This is a genomic window from Stenotrophomonas sp. NLF4-10 (assembly GCF_022359915.1).
GTDB classification, from domain to species: domain Bacteria; phylum Pseudomonadota; class Gammaproteobacteria; order Xanthomonadales; family Xanthomonadaceae; genus Stenotrophomonas; species Stenotrophomonas daejeonensis.
Genome location: NZ_JAKSEE010000003.1, coordinates 2,294,326 through 2,317,338, shown reverse-complemented (window position 1 = coordinate 2,317,338; position 23,013 = coordinate 2,294,326). Strand labels below are relative to the sequence as shown.

The following is a 23,013-nucleotide window of genomic DNA, read 5'->3' as shown; positions in this document are numbered from 1 at the left end:
CCTCTCCATTCGTTCCTGCCTTCAAATGGTGCTGCACTGCCGCCAGCGCACCGGTTCGTCGGTGCCGGGGCGGGGGTTGAGCTGGATGCGGGTGGTGCGCAGGGCCGGGTAGCGCTCGACTTCGCGGCAAATCAGCGGCCATACCGTGGCGTCGTCGGCGCTGCGTTCGATCGACAGGGTGCTGCGGGTCAGCCAGATGCCGCTGATGACGCCCGGGGTGCCGGCCAGCTTCTTGGAGACGGCCTGCTGGTAGCGCAGCAAGGTGGCTGCGTCGGGGTTCTGGACGAGGTCTTCGGCGGCCATCGCGGTGTCGTCGACGGCAGGGGCCGGCGTGGCCGTTTCGGTTCCGGCAGCGGCGGGCGCGGCCGGAGCCGGAGGCTTGTCGGGGGCGATGGCCGCAGCGCCGGCGGCACGGGCCGGCAGCGCGTCGTCCCCGTGCAGCGTCGTCTGGTAGCCCAGCCCGGCCAGCAGGCCCACGGTGAGCGCGCCCAATGCGGCGATGCCGGTTTGGCGCATGGCTTCGCGGCTGGCGACGCCGACGACGGCCTGGCGGGTGTCATCGGGCACGAAGGGGGCAAGCGCCCGCCACAGGTTGCGCTCGTCGAGTACCTCGATGCCATGCTTCTGCGCCGCGGCCAGGCCATCGCGCTCGACCCGGCCCTCGGTGATGAGTACGCCCCGGCCGGCGCCGGTCAGCTGCTGGGCGGTGGCCATTTCGGTGATGGCCGCCGCGCCCAGCCGGTAGGCGCGGCCGTGCTTGCAACTGATCAACCAGCGTTCCTTGCCCTCCATCAGGAAGTCGCTGCTGGTGCGGCGGTCCGCGCTTTCCTCGTCGTTGACCAGTTCGTGCAGGTTGCGCTGCTCGCTCATGGCGCGGTGCACGATCTGCGAGAACTCGCGCCAGCGCATGCCGGCCAGCGCGGCCAGGCCGTGCTGGTTCTCGGTGTTGCGGCGCTTGACCAGCCACAGCCAGGCGGAGGTCAGCCCCCACAGGGTCAGGGCAAGCAGCAGGGCCAGGAGCCAGGAAAACATCGGTCGTTCCGGAAATGGATGCGGCGAAGAAGTTTAGTGATTTTGCATGATCGCAGGGTGTGAAAGCGGGATTGCGTTCAGTTGCCGGCAGCCGGCCAATAGTGACTGTCGGGCACCGCGCGCGCGCCGAAGATGGCCTGGCCGACGCGTACCACGGTGGCGCCTTCCTCGATGGCGATCTCGAAGTCGCCGGACATGCCCATCGACAGCTCGTCCAGGCCGATGCCGTCCGGTGCGTCCTGGCGCAGGCGCTCGCGCAGCTCGCGCAGGCGCACGAAGCAGGCGCGCACGCGCGCGGTGTCCTCGGAGAACAGCGCCAGCGTCATCAGCCCGCGCACGCGCAGCGCGGAGAACTGCGGCAGCTCGCGGACGAAGGCCGGCACCTCGGCCGGGGCCAGCCCGTACTTGCTGTCCTCCTGCGAGGTGTTGACCTGCACGAACACGTCCAGCTGGCGGCCTTCCAGTTGCAGGCGGCGGTCCAGCGTCTCGGCCAGGCGCAGGCTGTCCAGCGCCTGGAACTCGCTGGCGAAGCGCGCCACCAGCTTGGCCTTGTTGGTCTGCAGGTGGCCGATCACCGACCAGTACAGGTCGTGCAGGTCCTGCATCGCCTCCCACTTGTGGTGGGCCTCCTGCACCTTGTTCTCGCCGAGGAAGCGGCAGCCGGCGGCGTAGGCCTGGCGGATGCGCGCCTCGTCGATGGTCTTGCTGACCGGCAGCAGGCGCACCGTGGCAGCATCACGCCCGGCGCGTTGGCAGGCGGCGTCGATGCGGGCGCGGACCGCGGCCAGGTTGTGGCGGAAGTCGTCGGCGGTTTCCGCGCGCGGGTAACGCCCGTGCTGGTCGTGGCGGGTGGGGGTGTCCGTGCCGGTGGCAGTCATGGGGGGGCTCCTTGGGCGGCGTTGCTGCTGCCGCGCATTATCCCGCCTGCGCGCGCTCAGGTGGATGCGCGTTCGTGCAGCCAGCGCTCGAATGCGTCGGCCGGCAAGGCCGGGGCGTACAGGTAGCCCTGCAGTACCGGCGAGCCGTTGTCGATCAGGAAGCGGCGCTGCTGCTCGGTTTCCACGCCTTCGGCGACCACGTGCTTGCCCAGGCTCTCGCCGATGCGCAGCACCGACAGGATCAGCGCGGCGGCGGCCGGGTCGTGGCCGATCTCGCCGATGAAGCTGCGGTCCAGCTTCATCTCGCTGATCGGCAGGCGGTGCAGGTGGCTGAGGCTGGAATAGCCGGTGCCGAAGTCGTCCAGCGACAGCTGCACGCCCAGCGCATGCAGCGCGTGCAGGTTAGCCGGCACCTGCGGCTGTTCGGAGAGCATCACGCCCTCGGTGATTTCCAGCACCAGCGCGGTGGCGGGCAGGTGGTGGCGCTGCAGCAGGCCGCGCACCTGCTCGACCAGCCCGGGTTGCTCGAAGGTGCTGGCCGACAGGTTCACCGCCACGCGCGGCACCGCGATGCCGCGCGCGTGCCAGTCGGCCAGCTGGCGGCAGGCTTCCTCCAGCACCCAGTAGCTCAACGGCGTCATCAGCCCGCATTCCTCGGCCAGCGGCACGAAGCGGGCCGGCGGGATGTCGCCCAGGTGCGGGTGCTTCCAGCGCAGCAGCGCCTCTGCGCCGTACAGGCCGCCGTCGCCGTGCAGCTGTGGCTGGTAGTGCAGGCGCAGTCCGCCGTGTCGCAGCGAGTCGCGCAGCGTGGCTTCCAGCAGCAGGCGTTCCTGCGCCAGCCGGTTCATGTCGGCGCTGAAGAAGCGGAAGCGGGCGCCGCCCTCGTCCTTGGCCCGGCGCATCGCCAGGTCGGCGTGCTGCAGCAGGGTGTCGATGCCGCGGCCATCCTCCGGGTACATCGCCACGCCGATGCTGGCGCTGGCATGGACGGTGATGCTGCCGACCACGCGCGGGGCGGCGATCATCGCCAGCAGCTGTTCGCACAACAGCGCGGCGCGGTGCTGCGGGCACTGCGGCACCAGCAGCACGAACTCGTCGCCGACCTGGCGGCCGACCACGGCCTCGGCGCCGGCCAGTTCCTGCAGGTGGTGGGCGAGGTCGCGCAGCAGGCCGTCGGCGGCGGCGTGGCCCTGGCTTTCGTTCAGGCGCTTGAAACGGTCCAGGTCGACGAACAGCAGCGCCATCGGCATGGGCTGCTGCTCGGCCAGTTGCAGCGGCTGTTCGCACAGGGCGCTGAACATCACCCGGTTGGGCAGGCCGGTGAGCACGTCGTAGAACGCCAGCCGGTGCATGCGCGAGCGCGCCTGCTCGCGTTCCAGCGCCAGTGCGCACAGGTACTGGCCGAGTTCGGCCAGCTTGCGGTGCCACGGCGAGGGCTGGCCGGGGTGGCGGCTGTGGAAGGAGAGCACGCCCAGCACCTGCCCGGAGGTCGAGCGGATCGGGTACGACCAGCACGCGCGCAGGCCCAGCGCGGACGCCTGCGCATGGCAGTTGCCGCAGGCCGGGTCGGCGCCCAGATCAGGCACTTCCACCGGCCGCCCGCGCTGGGCGACCAGCGGGCAGGTGGCGGAAATGCCGAACGCGGGCGGCAGCCCCGGCGCGGCGAGCAGTTGCAGCTCGCCGTTGGCCTCGTGGCGGGCGACGGAAACCAGCAGGTCGGGGGCGACGCGCTCGATCTCGCGGCACACCAGCGCGGCGGTCGCCGCCAGCGGTTCCTCGTGCACCAGCGCGTACAGCACCTTGCCGCTGAGCACTTCGTGGATCTTGGCGGCGGTGATGTCGGTGAAGACGTTGACCAGCAGGCCGTCGTCGCCGCCCAGCGGCGTGGCCACCACCGACAGCCATAGCGGGCTGCCGTCCTTGCGGTAGCCGAGCAGGTCCTCGCGGTGGGCGTGGCCGGCGCGGTGGCGGGCGCCGAGCTGCTCCAGCGTCGCCGGTTCGGTGTGCGGGCCGCGGATCAGGTCGCGCGGGCGCTTGCCGACCGCCTCTTCCGGGCGATGGCCGAACATGCGGGTGAAGCCTTCGTTGATGTAGTGGATGCGGGCGTTGCGGTCGCACAGGACGACGCCGTTGTCGCTGCAGTCCAGCGCCTGCGACAACTGCCGCATCCGCTGTTGCTGCCCGGCGTCGGGGGCAGGGGCCGGCGTGCCGGCGTCGGGCATGTGGGGTGTCGCGGCGGGTGGATCGGTTGCCGTCATGCCTGTTCCCGGGCGGGTGGGTCAGCCCTGTTGCGACCAGGCCAGCAGGCGTGCGGCGACCTGCTCCAGCGGCACCACTTCGTCGGCGGCGCCGAGCTTGAACGCGGCGCCGGGCATGCCCCAGACCACGCTGGTGGCCTCGTCCTGCACCAGCGTGCGAGCGCCGGCCTGCTTCATTTCCAGCAGGCCGCGGGCGCCGTCGTCGCCCATGCCGGTGAGGATGGCGCCGACCGCGTTGGCGCCGGCGTTCTGCGCGACCGAGCGGAACAGCACGTCCACCGCCGGCTTGTGCAGGTTCACCGGCGCGCTGTCGTCGATGCGGCAGCGCCAGCGGGCGCCGTCGCGGATGATGCGCAGGTGGCGGCCGCCGACCGGCAGGTAGGCGTGGCCGGGCAGGATCGCTTCGCCGTCGCTGGCCTCGCGCACGGACATGGCCGAGTGGCGGTTCAGGCGTTCGGCGAAGGCGCTGCTGAAGCTGGCCGGCAGGTGCTGGGTGAGGACGATGGCCGGGGCGTCGGCCGGCATCATCTCCAGCACCACGCGCAGCGCCTCGGTGCCGCCGGCAGAGGAGCCGATGGCGATCAGGCGGTCGGTGGTGCGGAACTTGAGCGACGGGGAACTGCCGGCCGGCAGCGTGTCCAGGGTGCGCTTGGGCTGCGACGGCGCGGCCAGCGCCCGCACCCGCGAACGCGCGGCGGCCTTGACCTTGGCGCAGATTTCCTCGGCATAGCCCTCCAGCCCGCGGGCGACGTCGAGCTTGGGCTTGGCGACGAAATCCACCGCGCCCAGTGCCAGCGCCTGCAGGGTGGTGTCGGCGCCGCGCTCGGTCAGCGAGGACACCATCACCACCGGCAGCGGGTGCAGGCGCATCAGGCTTTCCAGGAAGGCCAGCCCGTCCATGCGCGGCATTTCCACGTCTAGGGTCAGCACGTCCGGGTTCAGCCGCTTGATCTTGTCGCGGGCGATCAACGGGTCCGAGGCGGTGCCGACCACCTCGATGCCGGGGTCGCGGGCCAGCAGGTCGCTCAGGATCTGCCGGACCAGCGCCGAGTCGTCCACGATCAGTACACGGCAGGGCTGTTGCGGGCTCATTCGAACAACTCCACGCCACCGGTGACCGGGGCTTTGGACAGGCGGGCGCGCACGGCCGATTCGGCGGCGGCCACTTCGGCCTCGTGCGCGTGCGGCAGGCGCTGCACCATCACCTTGCCGGTCTGCGGGAAGAACCAGACCTTGCGCGGGTGGATGCCGAGCAGGTCCTCGGCGACGATGGGGATGTGCTCGGCATGCAGGTACTCGCGCACGAACTCGGCGTTGCGGGTGCCCACCGGGTTGCTGGTGAAGCCCTTGAGCACGTTGCCGCCGCCGAACACCTTGGCCTCCAGCCGCTTGCGATGGGCGCCGCGCTTGAGCAGGTCGTTGATCAGCAATTCCATCGCATAGCTGCCGTAGCGTGCGGGCGCGCCGTCGCCGACGTTGCCGTCGGGCAGCATGAAGTGGTTCATGCCGCCGATCTTCAGTACCGGGTCGCGGATGCAGGCGGCCACGCAGGAGCCGAGGGTGGTGGTCAGCGCGGTGTCGTCGTCGACCACCAGGTACTGGGTGGGCAGCAGCTTGGCGGTGATGGTGTTGAAGCGCGCGTCGCGGTAGCGCATCACCTGGTCGGGGGCGGCGGGCATGTTCATGCGCCGGCCCCCTTGGCGCGGCGGTACAGGGTGCGCCCGCAGGGCTGGATCAGGTCGGCCGCGTGCAGGTAGTTTTCCGAATGGCCGGTGTAGAGCAGGCCGTCGTCGCCCATGTGCTGCACCAGCCGCGACAGGATCGCGCGTTGGGTGGGCTTGTCGAAATAGATCATCACGTTGCGGCAGAACAGCGCATCGTAGGGGCCGCCGACATCGTAGCGCGGCGCCAGCAGGTTGAGCTGGCGGAACTCGATGAGCCGGCGCAATGCCGGCACCACCCGGCACTTGCCGGCGTTGGGGCCGGTGCCGCGCTGGAAGTAGCGGCGCTTGATCGCCGGGTCGAGGCCGGAGATGCGGTCCAGCGCATACACGCCCTGCGCGCCGGTGGCCAGCACCTGGGTGTCCACGTCGGTGGCCATGATGCGCACCGGCGGGGCCAGGGTGCCGAAGGTCTCGCAGGCGGTGATCGCCAGCGAGTACGGCTCCTCGCCGGTGGAGGCCGCGCACGACCATATCTGCAGCGGCGCGCGGTTGGCGCGCGCCTGCAGTTCCTCGCGCAGCTTCTCGAAGTGGTGCGGCTCGCGGAAGAACGAGGTCAGGTTGGTGGTCAGCGCGTTGGTGAACGCCTCCCACTCGCCGCCGCCGTCGCGCTCCAGCTTGTCCAGGTATTGCTGGAAGGTGTGCATGCCCAGTGCCCGCAACCGCCGCGACAGCCGGCCGTAGACCATGTCGCGCTTGGCCGGCGCCAGGGCGATGCCGGCACGCTGGTGGATCAGCTCACAGACGCGGCGGAAGTCACGGTCGTTGAACTCGAAGTCGCGGGAGACGGGGGCGGGCAGGGACATGATGGTGGTGGCCTCAACGTGCCGTCGGCAGGCTGCGTGCCGGAGAGCGGGTGGCTTCCAGCTTGAACACGGCCACGGCCTCGGCCAGGGCGACGGCCTGTTCCTCCATCGAACGCGCGGCGGCAGTGGCTTCCTCGACCAGCGCGGCGTTCTGCTGGGTGGTCTCGTCCATCTGGGTGACGGTCTGGTTGACCTGCTCGATGCCGGCGCTCTGCTCCTGCGAGGCGGCGGAGATCTCGGCCATGATGTCGGTCACCCGCTGCACCGAGCTGACGATTTCGCCCATCGTGCTACCGGCCTGGTGCACCAGCTGCGAGCCATCGGCGACCTTGCCGACCGAATCCTCGATCAGGCCCTTGATCTCCTTGGCGGCGCCGGCCGAACGCTGGGCCAGCGTGCGTACTTCCGAGGCGACCACGGCGAAGCCGCGGCCCTGTTCACCGGCACGCGCGGCTTCCACCGCGGCGTTGAGCGCGAGGATGTTGGTCTGGAAGGCGATGCCGTCGATGACGCTGATGATGTCGGCGATCTTCTTCGAGGAGGCCTCGATGGCCGACATGGTGGTGACCACCTGTCCGACGATCTCGCCGCCCTGCGAGGCCACGCCCTGCGCGCCCTGCGCCAGCTGGTTGGCCTGGCGTGCGTGTTCGGCGTTCTGGCGCACGGTGGAGGTCAGTTCCTCCATCGAGGCGGCGGTTTCTTCGAGGTTGGCGGCCTGCTGCTCGGTACGGCGCGACAGGTCGTTGTTGCCCTGCGCGATTTCCGAGGCGGCGGTGTTGATGCTGGATGCGGCGCCCTGGATGCGGCCGACGATGGAGGTCAGCTGCGCGACGGTGGCGTTGGCGTTGTCGCGCATCGTCGCGAATACGCCACGGAAATCGCCTTGCATGCGTATGGTGAGGTCGCCGCGGGCGATGGCCTGCAGCAGCGTGGAAATCTGCGACAGGTTGCCGTCGGTGGTGTCGATCATGGTGTTGAGGTTGTGCACCATGTCGTGGAAGTCGAACTCGAAGCGGCCTTCGTCGCCGCGCTGGCTGAAGTCGCCGGCGGCCGCGGCGCCGCTCAGGCGCTTGATCTCTTCGCTGATGGCGCCGAGGTTGCGCTTGATGGTGGCCATCGTCTCGGTGATCCCGGCCTTCTCGCCCGGCAGCTGCGGCATGTCGCGGCTGAGGTCGCCGATGGCGTAGCGCTGGGCCAGCTCGATGACCTGCGTTTCCATGTCGATGTGGCCGGCCACCAATTGGTTGGTGCCGGTGACCATCACCCCGTAGTCGCCGGGGAAGGCGGCCGCGTCCATGCGGTAGCTGGTGAAGCCGGCTTCATGGCGGCTTTCCATTTCGCGCTGCGCGGCGATCACCGCCTGCAGCTGTTCCTGCATGCGGCGCATGCTGCCCAGCAACTGGCCGGGTTCGTCGCGCGAGGTCTGGCGGATGTCGTTGTCCAGCCGGCCGCGGGCGATGGCGTCGGCGGTGGCGGTCGCCTGGCGCAGCGGGATGACGATGCGCTGGCCGATCAACCAGCCGAGGATGAACAGCAGTACCACCAGGACGCCGCCTGCCAGGGTCATGATGCCGGTGAACCGCCATGCCTGGGCCTGCACGTCGTCCATGTAGACGCCGGTGGCGACCACCCAGTTCCACGGCTGGTAGATGCGGGCATAGGCCATCTTCAGCACCGGCTTGTCGCCATGCCCGGGCTTGGCCCAGTGGTAGGTGGTGTAGCCGTCGCCGTGCCTGACCGACTCCAGCTGGTCATGGAACAGGCGGTCGCCGTGCTCGGTGCGGTAGTCCTTCAGGTCCTGCCCGACCAGGTCCTTCCGCAACGGATGCATCAGCATCCTGTTGTCGGTGTCCAGGACGTAGAAGTAGTTGTCGTTGTCGTCCGTGTGCAGGGTGCCGAGCGTGGCCAGCGCCTGCCGTTGCGCCTCATCCTGCGACAGCGCGCCGTCCTGCGCCTGCTTCCGGTAGCTGTCGAGCACGCTGTTGGCCAGCTGCACGCGGATGTCCAGCGCGATCTGCCGGGTCTTGTTGACGTCCAGGTACTGGAAGCGCGCGGCGATGACGGCGACGGCGATCACGCCGATCGCGCTGAGCAGGGTCAGCACGATCAGCTTGCGCTGGACGGACAGGTTGGCGAGGGCGCGCGACAGCGATTGGAGGATATTCATTTGGGAGCGGGCGACGGGCAATGGGGCGGTTGGCAAGGGCGGCATGGCCAACCGACGGCATGCAACCGGGAGCTTCCCAAGCCGTTATCGGCAGGGGGCGGCGATAGTTGAGAAAAACCCCGGCCGGGGCCGGGGTTTTCGGTGGGTTGGATCAGAATTCCTGCCAGTCGGATTCGGCCTCTTCCAGCACCGGAATCTTTTCTGCGCTGCGTGGGCGCGTACTGGCGGGGATGTCGAAGGAAGCGGCTTCGGCAACGGCCGGTGCCGGCCTGGCCGCGCTTGCGGCAGGCGCCGGCGCCGGTGCGTCCTCCTGTTCCTCCAGGCGGAACAGGGCCACGGCCTCGGCCAGGTGCGCGGCCTGCTCTTCCATCGAACGGGCGGCGGCGGTGGCTTCCTCGACCAGCGCGGCGTTCTGCTGGGTGGTCTCGTCCATCTGGGTGACGGTCTGGTTGACCTGCTCGATGCCGGCGCTCTGTTCCTGCGAAGCCGCCGAAATCTCGGCCATGATGTCGGTCACGCGCTGCACCGAGCTGACGATCTCGCCCATCGTGGTGCCGGCGCGGTGTACCAGCTGCGAGCCTTCGCTGACCTTGCCGACCGAGTCCTCGATCAGCTCCTTGATCTCCTTGGCGGCGCCGGCCGAACGCTGGGCCAGCGTGCGCACCTCCGAGGCGACCACCGCGAAGCCGCGGCCTTGTTCCCCTGCACGCGCGGCTTCCACCGCGGCGTTCAATGCGAGGATGTTGGTCTGGAAGGCGATGCCGTCGATGACGCTGATGATGTCGGCGATCTTCTTCGAGGAGGCCTCGATGGCCGACATGGTGGTGACCACCTGGCCGACTACCTGACCACCCTGCGAGGCGACGTCGGCCGCGCCCTGCGCAAGCTGGTTGGCCTGCCGTGCGTGCTCGGCGTTCTGACGCACGGTGGAGGTCAGTTCCTCCATCGACGCGGCGGTTTCCTCCAGGTTGGCGGCCTGCTGCTCGGTACGGCGCGACAGGTCGTTGTTGCCCGAGGCGATCTCGCCGGCAGCAGTATTTATCGACACGGTGGACTGCTTGATGCGGCCGACGATGTCGGTCAGCTGCTCGGCGGTGGCGTTGGCGTCGTCGCGCATGCGGGCGAACACGCCGTGGAAGTCGCCGTTCATGCGTGCGGTGAGGTCGCCCTGGGCGATGGCCTGCATCAGGGTGGAAACCTCGCCCAAGCTGCGGTCGGTGCTCTCCATCATGGTGTTGATGTTGTGCACCATTTCGAGGAACTCGTGCTCGAAGCGGCTCTCGTCGCCACGCAGGCTGAAGTCGCCGTTGGCCGCCGCGCCGCTCAGCTGGCGGATCTCGTGGCTGATGGCGGTGAGGTTGCGCTTGATGGTGGCCATCGTCTCGGTGATCTCGGCCTTCTCGCCCGGCAGCGGCGGCATGTCGCGGCTGAAGTCGCCGACGGCGTAGCGCTGGGCCAGCTCGACGATCTGCATCTTCACGTCGATGTGGCCGGCCACCAGCTGGTTGGTGCCGGCGACCATCACCCCGTAGTCGCCGGGGAAGGGGGCGGCGTCCATGCGGTAGCTGATGATGCCGGCGGCGTGCTGGCGCTCCATCTCGGCCTGCGCGGCGATCACCGCCTGCACCTGCGCCTGCATGCGCTGCATGGCGGTGAGCAGCTGGCCGACCTCGTCGCGGCGGGAGACGTCGATCCTGCTGTCGAGCTTGCCGCTGGCCACGTCGTTGGCCACGGCCACGGCGCCGCGCACGCTGCCCACCAGCGAGCGGGCGAACAGCCAGCCCAGCACCAGGCCGGCGGCGATGCCCACGACCAGGCCGATGACGATCAGGGTCAGCGACGAGGCATAGGTGGAGGAGGCATCGACCACGGCATTGTCGCCGCGGCGGTCCTCGTCGGTGATCAGCTCCTGCATCGAGGTGGTGGCCTTGACGTGCAGGTTGCGGGTTTCGCCGACGAAGGTGTCGATGGCGTCGTCCGGCAGCTCCAGCTCCAGCATCTCGTTGACGCTGTCGTAGGACGCCAGCGCGGCCTTCCAGTCGGCGGTGAAGGTGTCGAACAGCTTGCGCTGCTGGGCGTCGTCGATCAGCTTGGAGTACTGGGCGATGGCCTTGTCGATCTCCCCACGCAGTTCCACGGTGCGCTTGCGCGCGTCGGCCTTCACTTCGTCGCTGGCGCGCACCAGGCTCTGGTAGGAGGTGTTGCGGTATTCGCTGACCAGCGAGTTGAGCTCGCCGGCCAGGCGGATGCTTTCCATCCGCTGCTGCCCGAGGTTCTCGGTGACGCTGTTCAGCGATGACAGCCCGCGGTAGGCAACGACGCCCTGGATGAGCATCACCAACAGGACGACGCCGAAGGTGAGCATCAGCTTCGGCATCAGTTTGAGGTTCTTGATCCACTGCATGGGTGCGTTGTCTCCTGCGGCATTCCCCGGCGAGCTGGGCGGGGGCCAGCGCCGGCCGGGCCGGCGTGGCGAGGTACGGGGGTGCGGGTTACTTGATGTTGGCCAGCTTCAGGTTGGACGGCGAGGTGACCTCGATCTCGGCGCGCGAGGCGTCGCGGGCGATCTTGCCGATCGCGCACACGGTCTTGCCTTCCAGCGTCAGCAGGTCGAAGCTGAAGCTGCCGCGGGCCGAGCCGGGGATGCGCGCCGAGAAGGTGTGGCGCGGGAAGGCGCCGCCCATGTGCAGGAAGGTCGGCTGGCCTTCGGAGCCTTCGGCGTAGCGGGCCTTCTCGACCTTGCCGCAGACCATGCCGTCCTTGCCGACGAAACGGGTGGCGGTTTCCGGCGGGATCATCTCGTCGGCGGCGGCGGCCAGCGAAACGCTTGCCAGCAGGGCCGCGGACATCAGCGAAATGAGGGACTTGGACATCTGTTTTACTCCGGGAGGGTTTGGGTCTGGTTCGTCCGGCCAGGCGCCGGGCACGCGATCCGTATCGGCCGCAACCGTCCGTGCTGAAAGCGGGATGCTTGGAAGTGTGATGCGTTTCGCAGTGCGGTCAGGCGGCGACTTCGTCGCCGGTCGTGATCTGGCCGAGGTCGGCGGTGTCCAGCAGCGTCTCGATGTCGAGCAGGATCAGCATGCGCTCGTCCTGGGTGCCGATGCCGGAGATGAAGCGGGTGTCCACCGCGGCGCCGAACTCCGGCTTGGGGCGGATCTGCTCGGCGCTGAGCGGGATCACGTCCGAGACGCTGTCCACCACGATGCCGACCACCCGGTCCTCCATGTTGAGCACGATCATCACGGTGAAGGCGTCGTAGCGGGCCTGCTCCAGGCGCAGCTTCAGGCGCAGGTCGATGACCGGCACGATGGTGCCGCGCAGGTTGATCACGCCCTTGATGTAGTCCGGCGCGTCGGGCACGCGGGTGACCGCGTCGTAGCCGCGGATCTCCTGCACCTTGAGGATGTCCACGCCGTAGTGCTCGTTGCCGAGGGTGAAGCTGAGGTATTCGCCGCCCGTGCCGGCGGCAGTGGTGGAAGTATCGTTCATGGTGGTTCCTGGTCCTGGCGGGCTGCCGGTGCGGAGAGCTGACACAGCGGATATCGGCCGGGATGGCCGGGACTTTAGGGGCGAATCCCGTAGATGCGGGGCTTGCCCCGCATGAGGCTTTACCGGCAGAGTCCCGTGCCTGTCCCGAAAAGGGATGCAAGCACAAGCCCGGCACCTACGGTGGGTGTGCCGTTCCTTCGGCTCCGCGGGCACGAAGGGCGGGGATTTTCAGCCATCGCCGTTCAGGCGTGCCTTGCGCTCGCGGTCGATGCGGAAGATGTAGCGCTGGATGGCGGCGTCGGCGCCACGCGGCAGCGCCTCGAAGCGCAGCCCCACGCGCTCCTGCTCGACGCCGTTGGCCTGCTTGCGCGTGACCAGGCTGCAGACCACCAGGTTGGTGGTGATCGCGGTGCCGTCGGGCAGTTCCAGCAAGCAGCCGGCATGGCGCTGCTGCAGCTTGAACACCTGCTGCTCGGCCGGCAGCAGCAGGGCGATGCCGCCGGCGCTGATGTCGACCGCGCGCCAGCGCAGCGGCTCGCCGCCGGCCGGGTCGGGGACGCTGCACCACGGCGAGTCGCCGACCGGCGTCTCCAGCCGGTACAGCTCGCGCCGTTGCAGGTGGTAGAGCTCCTCCGGCAGTTCCACCCGGAAGGCGACGTGCCCGCCTTGTTCCTGCTGCTGCGGCTGCTCCACGCGGAAGCGCACCATCACCTTGTCCACCTGCGCGAAGCAGAGCAGGAAGCCGGCGTTGGCGGCGCTGCGGTTGACCGCCGGCATCGGGCTGCCGTCGAGCAGCACGCCGTCCTCGTCCACTTCCAGCACCGCGCTGGGGAAGGACTGCTCGCGCCCGTCCGGGTGCGCGCTGAGGGTGGCGCGCTGGTCGATCAGCGCCTGCATCAGCATGCGAATCTGCCGCCGGTTGCGGACCATGTACTTCTCGTCGGCATACAGGTTGCCGTCGAACGAGGTTTGCGAGGATTCCGTGGGTTCGTGCTCGGACATGATCTCTGGAACAGGTGAAGACAGACACCGGGCAGCGGCGGACCGCGCAGGCCATCAAGGGGTATCGGCGGTTCGGCGTGGCTCTTTAGGGGAGGGCCACGCGGGCTGCCGGTCGGCGTGGTCTAGAACTCCTGCCAGTCGTCGTTGTCGGCGGCCACCGGCTCGATGACCGTGGCTGCCGCGGCGGGTGGAAGAAGGGGGGCGGTTGCCGGTCGTGGCGCCGGCTTCGGGCTTGCCGATGCCGGCGCCGATGCGCTGCGGGTGCGGAACAGGGCCACGGCCTCGGCCAGCTGGTTGGCCTGTTCCTCCATCGAACGGGCGGCGGCAGTGGCTTCCTCGACCAGCGCGGCGTTCTGCTGGGTGGTCTCGTCCATCTGGGTGACGGTCTGGTTGACCTGCTCGATGCCGGCGCTCTGTTCCTGCGAGGCGGCGGAGATCTCGGCCATGATGTCGGTCACCCGCTGCACCGAGGTGACGATCTCGCCCATCGTGCTGCCGGCCTGGTGCACCAGTTGCGAGCCGTCGGCGACCTTGCCGACCGAATCCTCGATCAGGCCCTTGATCTCCTTGGCCGCGCCGGCACTGCGCTGCGCCAGCGTGCGTACCTCGCTGGCGACCACGGCGAAACCACGACCCTGTTCGCCGGCGCGCGCGGCTTCCACCGCGGCATTGAGCGCGAGGATGTTGGTCTGGAAGGCGATGCCGTCGATGACGCTGATGATGTCGGCGATCTTCTTCGACGAGGCCTCGATGGCCGACATGGTGGTGACGACCTTGCCGACGATCTCGCCACCTTGGGAGGCCACGCTGTGCGCGCCCTGCGCCAGCTGGTTGGCCTGCCGGGCATGCTCGGCGTTCTGGCGCACGGTGGAAGTGAGTTCCTCCATCGAGGCGGCGGTTTCTTCGAGGTTGGCGGCCTGTTGCTCGGTACGGCGCGACAGGTCGTTGTTGCCCGAGGCGATCTCGCCGGCGGCGGTGTTGATGCTGGACGCGGCGGTCTGGATGCGGTCGATGATGCCGGTGAGCTGGATGACCGTGGCGTTGGCGTCGTCGCGCATGCCGGCGAACACTCCACGGTAGTCGCCTTCCATCTGCACGGTGAGGTCGCCGTGCGAGAGCGCGCGCAACACGCCGGAAACCTGCTCGACGCTGCTGCCGATGGCCGCCAGCAGGCCGTTCAGCTGTTCGGAAATCTGCAGCAGGAAGCCGCTCTTGCCTTCCAGGGTGACGCGTCCGGACAGGTCGCCGCTGGCGGCCGCGGCGATGATGTCGCTGACCTCCTGCTCGATCTCCACTTCCGCGGTGCGGTCGTCCCATTCCACCACGTAGCCGATGCGGTTGCCGTCGGCGTCGGTCACCGGGTTGATGATCAGGCGCATGATGTGGTTGCCCACGTTGATCTGCGCGCTGTGGGTGCCGTGCAGCTCGCCCAGCAGCTTGCGCTGGTGCGCGGGCTGCTTGTGGAACATGTCGATGCTGCTGCCGACCAGTTTGTCCATGTCGAACTGCGGCAGGTCGCGGCGGATGTCCTGCTCGGCCTTGCCCAGCATCCCGAACAGCGGGCGGTTGGCGTAGATGATGGTGAGGTCGGCGTCGGCGATCATCACGCTGGTGGTGACGTCGTCCAGCGCGGTGCGGATGCGCAGGTCCTCGGCGGCGCGGGCGCGGTCCTGGTCGGCGCGCGCCTTCAACTGCACGATCATCTCGCCGATGGCGGCGTACATCTGCCCGATCTCGTCGCGCGAATGGTGGTCCACGCGCGCATCCAGCTCGCCGCGGGACACCGCCTGGATCGCGCCGAGCGCGCCGGACAGCGGGCGCAGGATGGAGCGGGCAATGAACCAGCACGACAGCAGTGCCGACAGCAGCACCAGCACGCCGGCCACGACCAGTACCTTGCTGAAGCTCCACGCGCGCGCGGCGATGTCGTCGGTGTATTCGCCGCTGCCGATGATCCAGCCCCAGCGCTTGTGCAGGCCGACGTAGGAAATTTTCTGCACCGAGCCATCGACGCCGGGCTTGGGCCAGGTGTAGTCGATGAAGCCGCCGCCGTGCTCGCGCCCCATCTTGACCATCTCGACGAAGATCTTCTTGCCGTCGGTACTGGTGGCGTCGGTCAGGTCCTTGCCGTTCAGCGCCGTCTGGTACGGGTGCATCAGCATGGTGGGGTGTTCGTCGTTCACCCACAGGTAGTCGCTGCCGTTGGCGCTGCGCAGCGATTCGATGGCGGCCAGCGCCTGTTGCCGGGCGTCCTCGTCGCTCAGCTCGCCGGCCTCGGCGCGGTCGGCGTAGCGGTTGGCCAGCGCCAGCGCCGCCTCCACGCGGGTGTGCAGCATCTGGCGTTCGTTGTGGATCAGCTCGTCATGGTTGCGCTTGGCGGTGACCACGCACAGGGCCACGATCCCGGCGGCGAGGATGCCCAGCATCAGCAGGAATTTCCGCCGCAGCGGCATGTCGCTGAAGACGCGCGAAAGCGCATGACCGTTCATCAGGCTGTCCCCTCTTCGTTGCCGTGCGGGATGGCATCATCCTGTCATCGCCGGGTCACGGGATGTCCAGCATTCTGCCGGGTTATCGGCGCCGGCAGCGGTATCTGTAGGGGGAGCGGGAGCGATCACTGCATGCCGGCACGCGAGGCTGCGGGCCGGCCTGGTGCCCGGCCGAAAGGCCGGGCGGGGCTCGCGGAGTTCAGAACTCCTGCCAGCCTTCGTCGCCGGCCGTGACCGGCTCGATGCTGCGGACGGGAGCCGGACGCGCGGGCGCAGGCCTGGCGGCGGCCTTGGCCTTGCCGGTGTTCTTGCGGGTATTGCCGGCGGCCGGCCCGGTGGCGAGGCGGAACAGGGCGACGGCCTCGGCCAATTGCGCGGCCTGTTCTTCCATCGAACGGGCGGCGGCAGTGGCTTCCTCGACCAGCGCGGCGTTCTGCTGGGTGGTCTCGTCCATCTGGGTGACGGTCTGGTTGACCTGCTCGATGCCGACGCTCTGCTCCTGCGAGGCGGCGGAGATCTCGGCCATGATGTCGGTGACGCGCTGCACCGAGCTGACGATTTCGCCCATCGTGCTACCGGCCTGGTGCACCAGCTGCGAGCCATCGGCGACCTTGCCGACCGAATCCTCGATCAGGCCCTTGATCTCCTTGGCGGCGCCGGCCGAACGCTGGGCCAGCGTGCGTACCTCGCTGGCGACCACGGCGAAGCCGCGGCCCTGTTCGCCGGCGCGCGCGGCTTCCACCGCAGCGTTGAGCGCAAGGATGTTGGTCTGGAAGGCGATGCCGTCGATGACGCTGATGATGTCGGCGATCTTCTTCGAGGAGGCCTCGATGGCCGACATGGTGGTGACCACCTGTCCGACGATCTCGCCGCCCTGCGAGGCCACGCCGTGCGCGCCCTGCGCCAGCTGGTTGGCCTGGCGTGCGTGTTCGGCGTTCTGGCGCACCGTGGAGGTCAGTTCCTCCATCGAGGCGGCGGTTTCTTCCAGATTGGCCGCCTGCTGCTCGGTGCGGCGCGACAGGTCGTTGTTGCCCGAGGCGATCTCGCCGGCGGCGGTGTTGATGCTGGACGCGGCACCCTGGATGCGGCCGACGATGGTGGTCAGCTGTGCGACGGTGGCGTTGGCGTCGTCGCGCATCGTCGCGAACACCCCCTCGAAGTCGCCCTCCATGCGCAAGGTCAGGTCGCCGTTGGCGATGGCCCGCAGCAGGCCGGAAACCTGGCCGAGGTTGTCGTCGGTGGTCTGCATCAGCCGGTTGAGGCTGAGCATGATCTCGCGGAAGTCGTACTGGTAGCCATCGGCATCGCCGCGCTGGCTGAAGTCGCCGCGGGCGGCGGCATCGCCGAGCTGGCGGATGCCCTGGCTGATCGCGCTCAGGTTGCGCTTGATCGTGGTCATGGTCTCGGTGATCTCGGCCTTCTCGCCGGGCAGTTCCGGCATGTCCTGGCTGAAATCGCCGATGGCGTAGCGCTGCGCCAGCGCGATGATCTGCATCTTGGTGGCGATGTGCTTGGCGACCAGCTGGTTGGCGCCGGCGACCATCACCCCGTAGTCGCCGGGGAAGGCGGCCTCGTCCATGCGGTAGCTGATGTTGCCCAGGTCATGGTGGTGGGCCATTTCGTTCTGGGCGTTGATGACCGACTTGAGCTGGGTCTGCATGTCGCGCATCGCCGCCAGCAGGCGGCCGCCCTCGTCCTGCGACTCGACCACGATGTCCGCGTCCAGCCGCCCGGAGGCCACGCCGCGGGCGATGCCGATGGCGCGCTGCAGCGGCTTGCTGATGGCGCGGGCGATCAGCAGGCCGAAGCCGATGCAGGCCGCCAGCCCCAGCAGGCCCAGCAGCAGGCCGCCGAGCATGGCGCGGTTGGAGCTGTCCACCGCGCCCTGCACGGTGGCACGGAAGCGCTCGTCGGCCTTCTTCTGTGCGGCGGTGAGGTGGTTGCGGTAGGTGTCCAGCGCCTGCGCCATCGCGCCGACCTTGTCCGGGTCGGCGTCGGGGTTCTGGGTGACGAAGTCCTCGGCCACCGAATAGGCGGTGGTGTAGTAGTCGTCGAACTCGCGGCCGAGCTCGGCCATCGTGCCGGTCTGCTCGTGGTCGATCTTCTGCAGGCGCACGTAGGACTCGGCCACCTTGGCGGCGGTGGCGCGGGTGGCCTCCAGCATGTCGCGGTCGCCGGCCGCGGCCGCGCCGTTGAGCCCGTTGATGACGTCGTCCAGCGCGGCGACGTTGCGGGTCATCGTGTCGAGCACCGGGAAGTGGACGTCGCGCACGGCCTGCAGGCGGTCGTTGTTGCTGTTGAACACGAACGTGCTGAAGCCGAGGTAGGCCAGCAGGCACAGGATGGACAGCCCGGCCGGCGCGAGGATTTTCCAGAACAGGGGCAGTGCGAGGATGCGCTTCATGGGGTACGGCTCATGGATGGCGAAGGACGCCGCCACCGGCCGGTGGCGGCGGGAACGATCGGGATCAGGGCCGCAGCACGACCTTGACGCTGCCATCGACGGCACCGGCGCTGATGTAGCCGATCGCGCCGGGGGTGCCGGCCACGGCGCTCTTGACCGCGGCGTCGCCGGAAACCTTGCGCGGGCGCTGCGCCTTGCCGGTGAACATCAGCTGCGACCAGTAGGCCTTCATCTGCGCCGCGTCCTTGCCAGTCACCTTGCTGTAGAAGTCGTTGCGCGCCGCGGCGCCTTCGTCCTGGTCGATCGGCGTGGCCTTGTCGCCACCGGGCAGGGCCAGCGACTTGGCCAGGAAGATCTGCGACACCTGGGCCTGGCTGAGGCTGGAAACGTTGCTGTCGGCCGCCATCACGACGACCACGTCCGCATGCGCCAGCGCGCAGGCGGTGGACAGGGACGCCAACAGGAGCAGGCGCGGGAAGAACGGGAATTTCATGCGTGCGCTCCGGGTCAGAAGACGAAATCGACGGAAGCCGAGATCAGGTTGTAGCTGCGGCCGGGCTGGAAGCCGGGCTGCTGGTTGCCCAGCGAGCCATAGGAGCCGGCGTGGTTGCTGACGTGGCTGCCCTGCAGCTTGACGGCGATGCTGTCGCGCACGTCCCAGCGCAGCGAGGCGGTGTAGCTGTGGCGGCTGCTGTTGTTGCCGGCCACGGCCTGGTTGAGCAGCCCGACCGGGTCCAGCGCGCCGGGCGCCTTCAGGCCGCTGACGTCGACGTGGGCATAGGTGAAGGCGGGCGTCCACGCGCCGCGGCGGAAGCCGGCGCTCAGGTAGCCGGAGGTGGTCTTGCCGGAAATCGACGGCGCGTAGTCGGCCTGGATGGCCTCGGTGCGCAGGAACCAGTTGCCGGGGTCGTAGCTGTAGCCGATGCCGCTGAACTTGCCGTCCATGCTGCGCGGGTCCAGCTTGCCGGCGGCCTCGACCAGCGGCGGGATCGGCAGGGTGGCGTAGAAGTCGAACAGCTGCTCGATGCTGTCGCTGGAGTAATGGACCTTGCCGCGGATATGGCTGATGCGGAAGCTGGAGGAGCCGTGGTCCACCTGCACGCCGAGGCCGTACATGCCATCGACCTCGACCAGTTCGGAGTCGATGTGGCCGTAGAACGCCTGCAGGCCGACCAGGGTGTCGCCGGCATTGAGGGTGTACTGGCCCTCGATGCCGTCCATCGCCAGCAGGTAGTTGTAGACCTCCTGCGGCGGCCGCGCCCACGGCATGGCGTAGCCCACGCGCTGGTATTCGGAGAGCATGTACAGCGGCGCGGTGATGCGGCCCAGGCGGGCGCTGAAGCTGGGCGAGAAGCGGTACTTCACGTGCGCCAGCGAGATTTCCGGCTTGTAGGACTCGGTCACGGCGTATTCGCTGACCGCCTGCACCACGCCGGTGAAGTCGTCGGTGAAGTTGGCGTCGAGCTGCAGCGCGAAGCGCGAATCCAGGTTGGCGGAGGTGGAGTGGCTGGCGCCCACGCCCTTGCCGGTCTGGAAGTCCGGGTGCACGTCGGCGTTGTCCTCGGTGGAATGCGCCATGCCCAGCGTGCCGAAGCCGCTGAGGGTGAAGCGGTCGCTGCCATTCTGGGCATGGGCCATTTGCGCACAGGCCAGCGCGACCGCCACTGCGATCAGGTATTTCTTGCGATTCATGTGAACTCTCGGTAGGGCAGATGGAGTGGGTTGGCGGCACCAAGGGGTGCCGCGCGGCGCCAAGGGCGTGTTCGCGTGCCGCATTCGGGCGCTCCCGTGACTGGGATAGCGGCGGGAAGTGCCAAAGGTTTAGGCGCCGCCTCCGGTGGGAAGCCGAACCGTGACCGGATCGGCCCTCCGGCACCGGGGATCGGGACGCCGGAGGTGAAGCCCGCTGCCCCGGGAACGGCCAATGGCCGTGATACCCGTCTCAGAATTCCTGCCAGTCGCTGTCGTCGGCAGGGAGGGGAGGTGTCGTGGCGCCTTGCTTCCCGGCGATGGTGGCGGGTTCGTGACGTGGCTCCGCGCCGGCCTGCCTGCCGCCCGTGGCCGCCGGCCGTGGCGAGGGTGCCGGGGCCGCGGTCCGGGTGCTGGTGCGGAACACGGCCACCGCTTCGGTCAGCTGGTTGGCCTGGTCTTCCATCGCGCGTGCGGCGGCGGTGGCTTCCTCCACCAGCGCGGCGTTCTGCTGGGTGGTCTCGTCCATCTGCACGACGGTCTGGTTGACCTGCTCGATGCCGGCGCTCTGCTCCTGCGAGGCGGCGGAGATCTCGGCCATGATGTCGGTGACACGCTGCACCGAGCTGACGATCTCGCCCATCGTGCTGCCGGCCTGGTGCACCAGCTGCGAGCCGTCGGCGACCTTGCCGACCGAGTCCTCGATCAGGCCCTTGATCTCCTTGGCCGCACCGGCACTGCGCTGCGCCAGCGTACGTACCTCGCTGGCGACCACGGCGAAGCCGCGGCCCTGCTCGCCGGCACGCGCGGCTTCCACTGCGGCGTTCAACGCGAGGATGTTGGTCTGGAAGGCGATGCCATCGATGACGCTGATGATGTCGGCGATCTTCTTCGAGGAGGCTTCGATGGCCGACATGGTGGTGACGACCTTGCCGACGATCTCGCCGCCCTGCGAGGCCACGCCGTGTGCGCCCTGTGCCAGCTGGTTGGCCTGGCGTGCATGTTCGGCGTTCTGGCGCACGGTGGAGGTCAGTTCCTCCATCGATGCGGCGGTTTCCTCCAGGTTGGCCGCCTGCTGCTCGGTACGGCGCGACAGGTCGTTGTTGCCCGAGGCGATCTCGCCGGCGGCGGTGTTGATGCTGGATGCGGCGTTCTGGATGCGGCCGATGATCGAAGTCAGCTGCGCGACGGTGCTGTCGGCGTCGTCGCGCATCGTCGCGAACACGCCGTGGAAGTCGCCTTGCATGTGTGCGGTGAGGTCGCCGCGGGCGATGGCCTGCAGCAGGCTGGACACCTGCGCCAGGTTGCCGTCGGTGGTTTCCATCAACTGGTTGAGGCCGGCGACCATCGCGTGGAAGTCGTGCTGGAAGCGGTCTTCGTCGCCGCGCAGGCTGAAATCGCCGGCGGCCGCGGCGCCGGCCAGGCGCTTGATCTCGGCGTTGATCGCCGACAGGCTGGCCTTGGTTTCGTCCATCGCCTGGGTGATCGCCGCCTTCTCGCCGGGCAGGCGGTCCATGTCCACCGACAGGTCGCCGACGGCGTAGTGCTTCATCACCTCGATCAGGCGCTGCTGCACCTGTACGTGCGAGCCGACCAGTGCGTTGGTTTCCTGCACCATGCGGCCGTAGTCGCCGGCGAAGCCCGAGGCGTCGATGCGGTAGCCGATGCTGCCCTCGTCATGGCGGGTGGCCATTTCGTTCTGCGCCTGGATGACCGCGCGGATCTGGTCGCGCATGTTCGACTGCGCCCGCAGCAACTGGCCCAGTTCATCGTTGCGGCGCTGGGGGATGACGGTGTCCAGCCGGCCCTGGGCGACGTCGCCGGAGACGCGCACGGCGTCGGCCAACGGGCGCAGCACCATCGCGCGCAGCAGCAGCCACAGGCCGGCGCAGAGCGAGGCGGCGGCGAGCAGCCCGACCAGCGCCACCAGCCCGAGAAGCGAACGCGCCTGCGCGGTCAGCAGGTCGCGCGGCACGTGGATGCCCAGCGCGAAGCGCCGGTTGTTCTCGCCCACGCGCAGTGGTGCGTAGACCTTCACCATGCCGTTGGCGTCGGCACTGAAGTCGGTGTAGAGCTTGTCTTCGGCGGTGGCGGCCAGGATCGCCTTGGTGGTGGCGTCCTCGCGCTTCTTGCCGATCTGGCCGGCATCCGGCGAGCCCACCACCGTGCCCATCGGCGACAGCAGTTCGGCGTGGCCCGCGCCCATCGGCTTGAGCTGCGACACGCGCTGCTGCAACCGGGAAAGCTCGAAGTCGGAGGTGACCACGCCCAGCACCTCGTCGCCTTCCATGATCGGGATGGCGATGGTGGTCAGCAGCAGGGTCCTGCCGCCGACCTCGTACGGGTAGGGCTCGATGATGACCGGCTTCTTCAGGGTCTTGGGGGTGACGTACCACGCGCCCAGCTCGGGGTCGTCGTAGTCGCGCAGCGGCTCGCTGACCAGTTCGTCGCCGACCCGCGCCCAGTAGCTCATGAAGCGCCCGGTATCGTCGTGCGACGGGGCGTTGACGAACTCGGCGTCCTTGCCGTCGAACGCCTCGGGTTCGAACAGCACGCAGGTGCCTGCGCGTTCGGGGTGCGCCACCAGTTGCTGCTTGAGGGTCTGGTCCACGGTGGCGCGGCTGATCTGGCCGCGCTGGACCAGCAGGCTCTCGGCCAGCGTCTGCGTCGCGTCGTAGGTCTGGCTCATCTCGATGGCCATGCGCTGCGCCTCGAACTGGGCCAGGTTCTCCAGCGTGGCCTGCGAGGAGGCCAGCAGCGCGCGGCTGCTCTTCCAGTAACTGATGGCGGCGGTGAGGCCGAAGGCGGCCAGGGCGATCAGGGCGATGCCCAGCATCAGGCGGGAGGCGACGCTGCTCTTCTGCTCGCTGGAGGCGGGGCGGCGGGGCGGTGTGGACATGGCGGAGCCGATGGCGGTGGTATCCCCCGCATCATCGGCTTTGGAGGCTGATTCTTGAGGGTGGTTTCAACTGTCACCGGTGACGAAAATCGCAGGAGCGACGCCAGTCGCGACCGGGCTTTGTCGGCAATACCCCGGTCGCGACTGGCGTCGCTCCTGCATGAAAACTTCCCGGG

At 68.9% G+C, this 23,013-nt stretch carries 16 protein-coding genes; all 16 read right to left on the bottom strand.

What is annotated here, in order from left to right; all coding sequences use genetic code 11:
- Positions 1 to 21: 21 nt before the first annotated feature.
- The 16 genes from MIC98_RS10930 to MIC98_RS10850 all read right to left on the bottom strand — a co-directional run bounded on the left by MIC98_RS10930 (position 22) and on the right by MIC98_RS10850 (position 22,837).
- Positions 22 to 1,032, bottom strand: coding sequence for a restriction endonuclease (locus MIC98_RS10930; protein WP_239737181.1), 1,011 nt, complete (start codon positions 1,030 to 1,032; stop codon positions 22 to 24).
- A gap of 77 nt (positions 1,033 to 1,109) precedes the next feature.
- Positions 1,110 to 1,910 (bottom strand): YggS family pyridoxal phosphate-dependent enzyme, encoded by an 801-nt coding sequence (locus MIC98_RS10925; protein WP_239737180.1) that lies wholly within the window; start codon positions 1,908 to 1,910, stop codon positions 1,110 to 1,112.
- A 56-nt stretch (positions 1,911 to 1,966) separates the two neighbouring features.
- Positions 1,967 to 4,168, bottom strand: a complete 2,202-nt coding sequence (locus MIC98_RS10920) for an EAL domain-containing protein (protein WP_239737179.1) — start codon at positions 4,166 to 4,168, stop codon at positions 1,967 to 1,969.
- A gap of 21 nt (positions 4,169 to 4,189) precedes the next feature.
- Positions 4,190 to 5,260: a chemotaxis response regulator protein-glutamate methylesterase gene (locus MIC98_RS10915; protein WP_239737178.1), complete on the bottom strand. Its 1,071-nt coding sequence runs from the start codon at positions 5,258 to 5,260 to the stop codon at positions 4,190 to 4,192.
- Complete coding sequence (gene cheD / locus MIC98_RS10910) at positions 5,257 to 5,853, bottom strand: chemoreceptor glutamine deamidase CheD (RefSeq protein WP_057640410.1); 597 nt, start codon at positions 5,851 to 5,853, stop codon at positions 5,257 to 5,259. Before cheD ends, MIC98_RS10915 begins: the two co-directional genes overlap by 4 nt.
- Positions 5,850 to 6,695: a CheR family methyltransferase gene (locus MIC98_RS10905; RefSeq protein WP_057640409.1), complete on the bottom strand. Its 846-nt coding sequence runs from the start codon at positions 6,693 to 6,695 to the stop codon at positions 5,850 to 5,852. The genes cheD and MIC98_RS10905 overlap by 4 nt, the downstream gene beginning before the upstream one ends.
- Before the next feature lie 13 nt (positions 6,696 to 6,708).
- On the bottom strand, positions 6,709 to 8,862 hold the full coding sequence (locus MIC98_RS17060) for a methyl-accepting chemotaxis protein (protein ID WP_275584503.1): 2,154 nt from the start codon (positions 8,860 to 8,862) through the stop codon (positions 6,709 to 6,711).
- Positions 8,863 to 9,013: 151 nt separating this feature from the next.
- Positions 9,014 to 11,266 carry a methyl-accepting chemotaxis protein gene (locus tag MIC98_RS10890; protein WP_239737177.1) on the bottom strand — a complete coding sequence of 751 codons (2,253 nt, stop codon included), beginning with the start codon at positions 11,264 to 11,266 and terminating at the stop codon, positions 9,014 to 9,016.
- 88 nt (positions 11,267 to 11,354) lie between these two features.
- Complete coding sequence (locus MIC98_RS10885) at positions 11,355 to 11,735, bottom strand: hypothetical protein (RefSeq protein ID WP_239737176.1); 381 nt, start codon at positions 11,733 to 11,735, stop codon at positions 11,355 to 11,357.
- 127 nt (positions 11,736 to 11,862) lie between these two features.
- On the bottom strand, positions 11,863 to 12,354 hold the full coding sequence (locus MIC98_RS10880; RefSeq protein ID WP_057640011.1) for a chemotaxis protein CheW: 492 nt from the start codon (positions 12,352 to 12,354) through the stop codon (positions 11,863 to 11,865).
- 228 nt (positions 12,355 to 12,582) lie between these two features.
- Positions 12,583 to 13,356: a flagellar brake protein gene (locus tag MIC98_RS10875; RefSeq protein ID WP_239737175.1), complete on the bottom strand. Its 774-nt coding sequence runs from the start codon at positions 13,354 to 13,356 to the stop codon at positions 12,583 to 12,585.
- Positions 13,357 to 13,478: 122 nt separating this feature from the next.
- The gene (locus tag MIC98_RS10870) at positions 13,479 to 15,845 is read right to left on the bottom strand and encodes a methyl-accepting chemotaxis protein (protein WP_239737174.1); all 2,367 of its coding nucleotides are present in this window, start codon (positions 15,843 to 15,845) and stop codon (positions 13,479 to 13,481) included.
- A 199-nt stretch (positions 15,846 to 16,044) separates the two neighbouring features.
- Positions 16,045 to 18,249 (bottom strand): methyl-accepting chemotaxis protein, encoded by a 2,205-nt coding sequence (locus MIC98_RS10865; RefSeq protein ID WP_239737173.1) that lies wholly within the window; start codon positions 18,247 to 18,249, stop codon positions 16,045 to 16,047.
- Positions 18,250 to 18,313: 64 nt separating this feature from the next.
- Positions 18,314 to 18,655: a phosphate ABC transporter substrate-binding protein gene (locus MIC98_RS10860; RefSeq protein WP_239738137.1), complete on the bottom strand. Its 342-nt coding sequence runs from the start codon at positions 18,653 to 18,655 to the stop codon at positions 18,314 to 18,316.
- A 101-nt stretch (positions 18,656 to 18,756) separates the two neighbouring features.
- On the bottom strand, positions 18,757 to 19,941 hold the full coding sequence (locus tag MIC98_RS10855; RefSeq protein WP_239737172.1) for a porin: 1,185 nt from the start codon (positions 19,939 to 19,941) through the stop codon (positions 18,757 to 18,759).
- 250 nt (positions 19,942 to 20,191) lie between these two features.
- Entirely contained in the window at positions 20,192 to 22,837 is a 2,646-nt protein-coding gene (locus MIC98_RS10850) for a methyl-accepting chemotaxis protein (RefSeq protein WP_239737171.1), read from the bottom strand.
- Positions 22,838 to 23,013 lie beyond the last annotated feature (176 nt).

What these genes read in the sequence shown, in the direction of transcription:
- MIC98_RS10930 (WP_239737181.1), bottom strand. Translation starts at nt 1,032, where the DNA reads ATGTTTTCCTGGCTCCTGGCCCTGCTGCTTGCCCTGACCCTGTGGGGG.
- MIC98_RS10925 (WP_239737180.1), bottom strand. Translation starts at nt 1,910, where the DNA reads ATGACTGCCACCGGCACGGACACCCCCACCCGCCACGACCAGCACGGG.
- MIC98_RS10920 (WP_239737179.1), bottom strand. Translation starts at nt 4,168, where the DNA reads ATGACGGCAACCGATCCACCCGCCGCGACACCCCACATGCCCGACGCC.
- MIC98_RS10915 (WP_239737178.1), bottom strand. Translation starts at nt 5,260, where the DNA reads ATGAGCCCGCAACAGCCCTGCCGTGTACTGATCGTGGACGACTCGGCG.
- cheD (WP_057640410.1), bottom strand. Translation starts at nt 5,853, where the DNA reads ATGAACATGCCCGCCGCCCCCGACCAGGTGATGCGCTACCGCGACGCG.
- MIC98_RS10905 (WP_057640409.1), bottom strand. Translation starts at nt 6,695, where the DNA reads ATGTCCCTGCCCGCCCCCGTCTCCCGCGACTTCGAGTTCAACGACCGT.
- MIC98_RS17060 (WP_275584503.1), bottom strand. Translation starts at nt 8,862, where the DNA reads ATGAATATCCTCCAATCGCTGTCGCGCGCCCTCGCCAACCTGTCCGTC.
- MIC98_RS10890 (WP_239737177.1), bottom strand. Translation starts at nt 11,266, where the DNA reads ATGCAGTGGATCAAGAACCTCAAACTGATGCCGAAGCTGATGCTCACC.
- MIC98_RS10885 (WP_239737176.1), bottom strand. Translation starts at nt 11,735, where the DNA reads ATGTCCAAGTCCCTCATTTCGCTGATGTCCGCGGCCCTGCTGGCAAGC.
- MIC98_RS10880 (WP_057640011.1), bottom strand. Translation starts at nt 12,354, where the DNA reads ATGAACGATACTTCCACCACTGCCGCCGGCACGGGCGGCGAATACCTC.
- MIC98_RS10875 (WP_239737175.1), bottom strand. Translation starts at nt 13,356, where the DNA reads ATGTCCGAGCACGAACCCACGGAATCCTCGCAAACCTCGTTCGACGGC.
- MIC98_RS10870 (WP_239737174.1), bottom strand. Translation starts at nt 15,845, where the DNA reads ATGAACGGTCATGCGCTTTCGCGCGTCTTCAGCGACATGCCGCTGCGG.
- MIC98_RS10865 (WP_239737173.1), bottom strand. Translation starts at nt 18,249, where the DNA reads ATGAAGCGCATCCTCGCACTGCCCCTGTTCTGGAAAATCCTCGCGCCG.
- MIC98_RS10860 (WP_239738137.1), bottom strand. Translation starts at nt 18,655, where the DNA reads ATGGCGGCCGACAGCAACGTTTCCAGCCTCAGCCAGGCCCAGGTGTCG.
- MIC98_RS10855 (WP_239737172.1), bottom strand. Translation starts at nt 19,941, where the DNA reads ATGAATCGCAAGAAATACCTGATCGCAGTGGCGGTCGCGCTGGCCTGT.
- MIC98_RS10850 (WP_239737171.1), bottom strand. Translation starts at nt 22,837, where the DNA reads ATGTCCACACCGCCCCGCCGCCCCGCCTCCAGCGAGCAGAAGAGCAGC.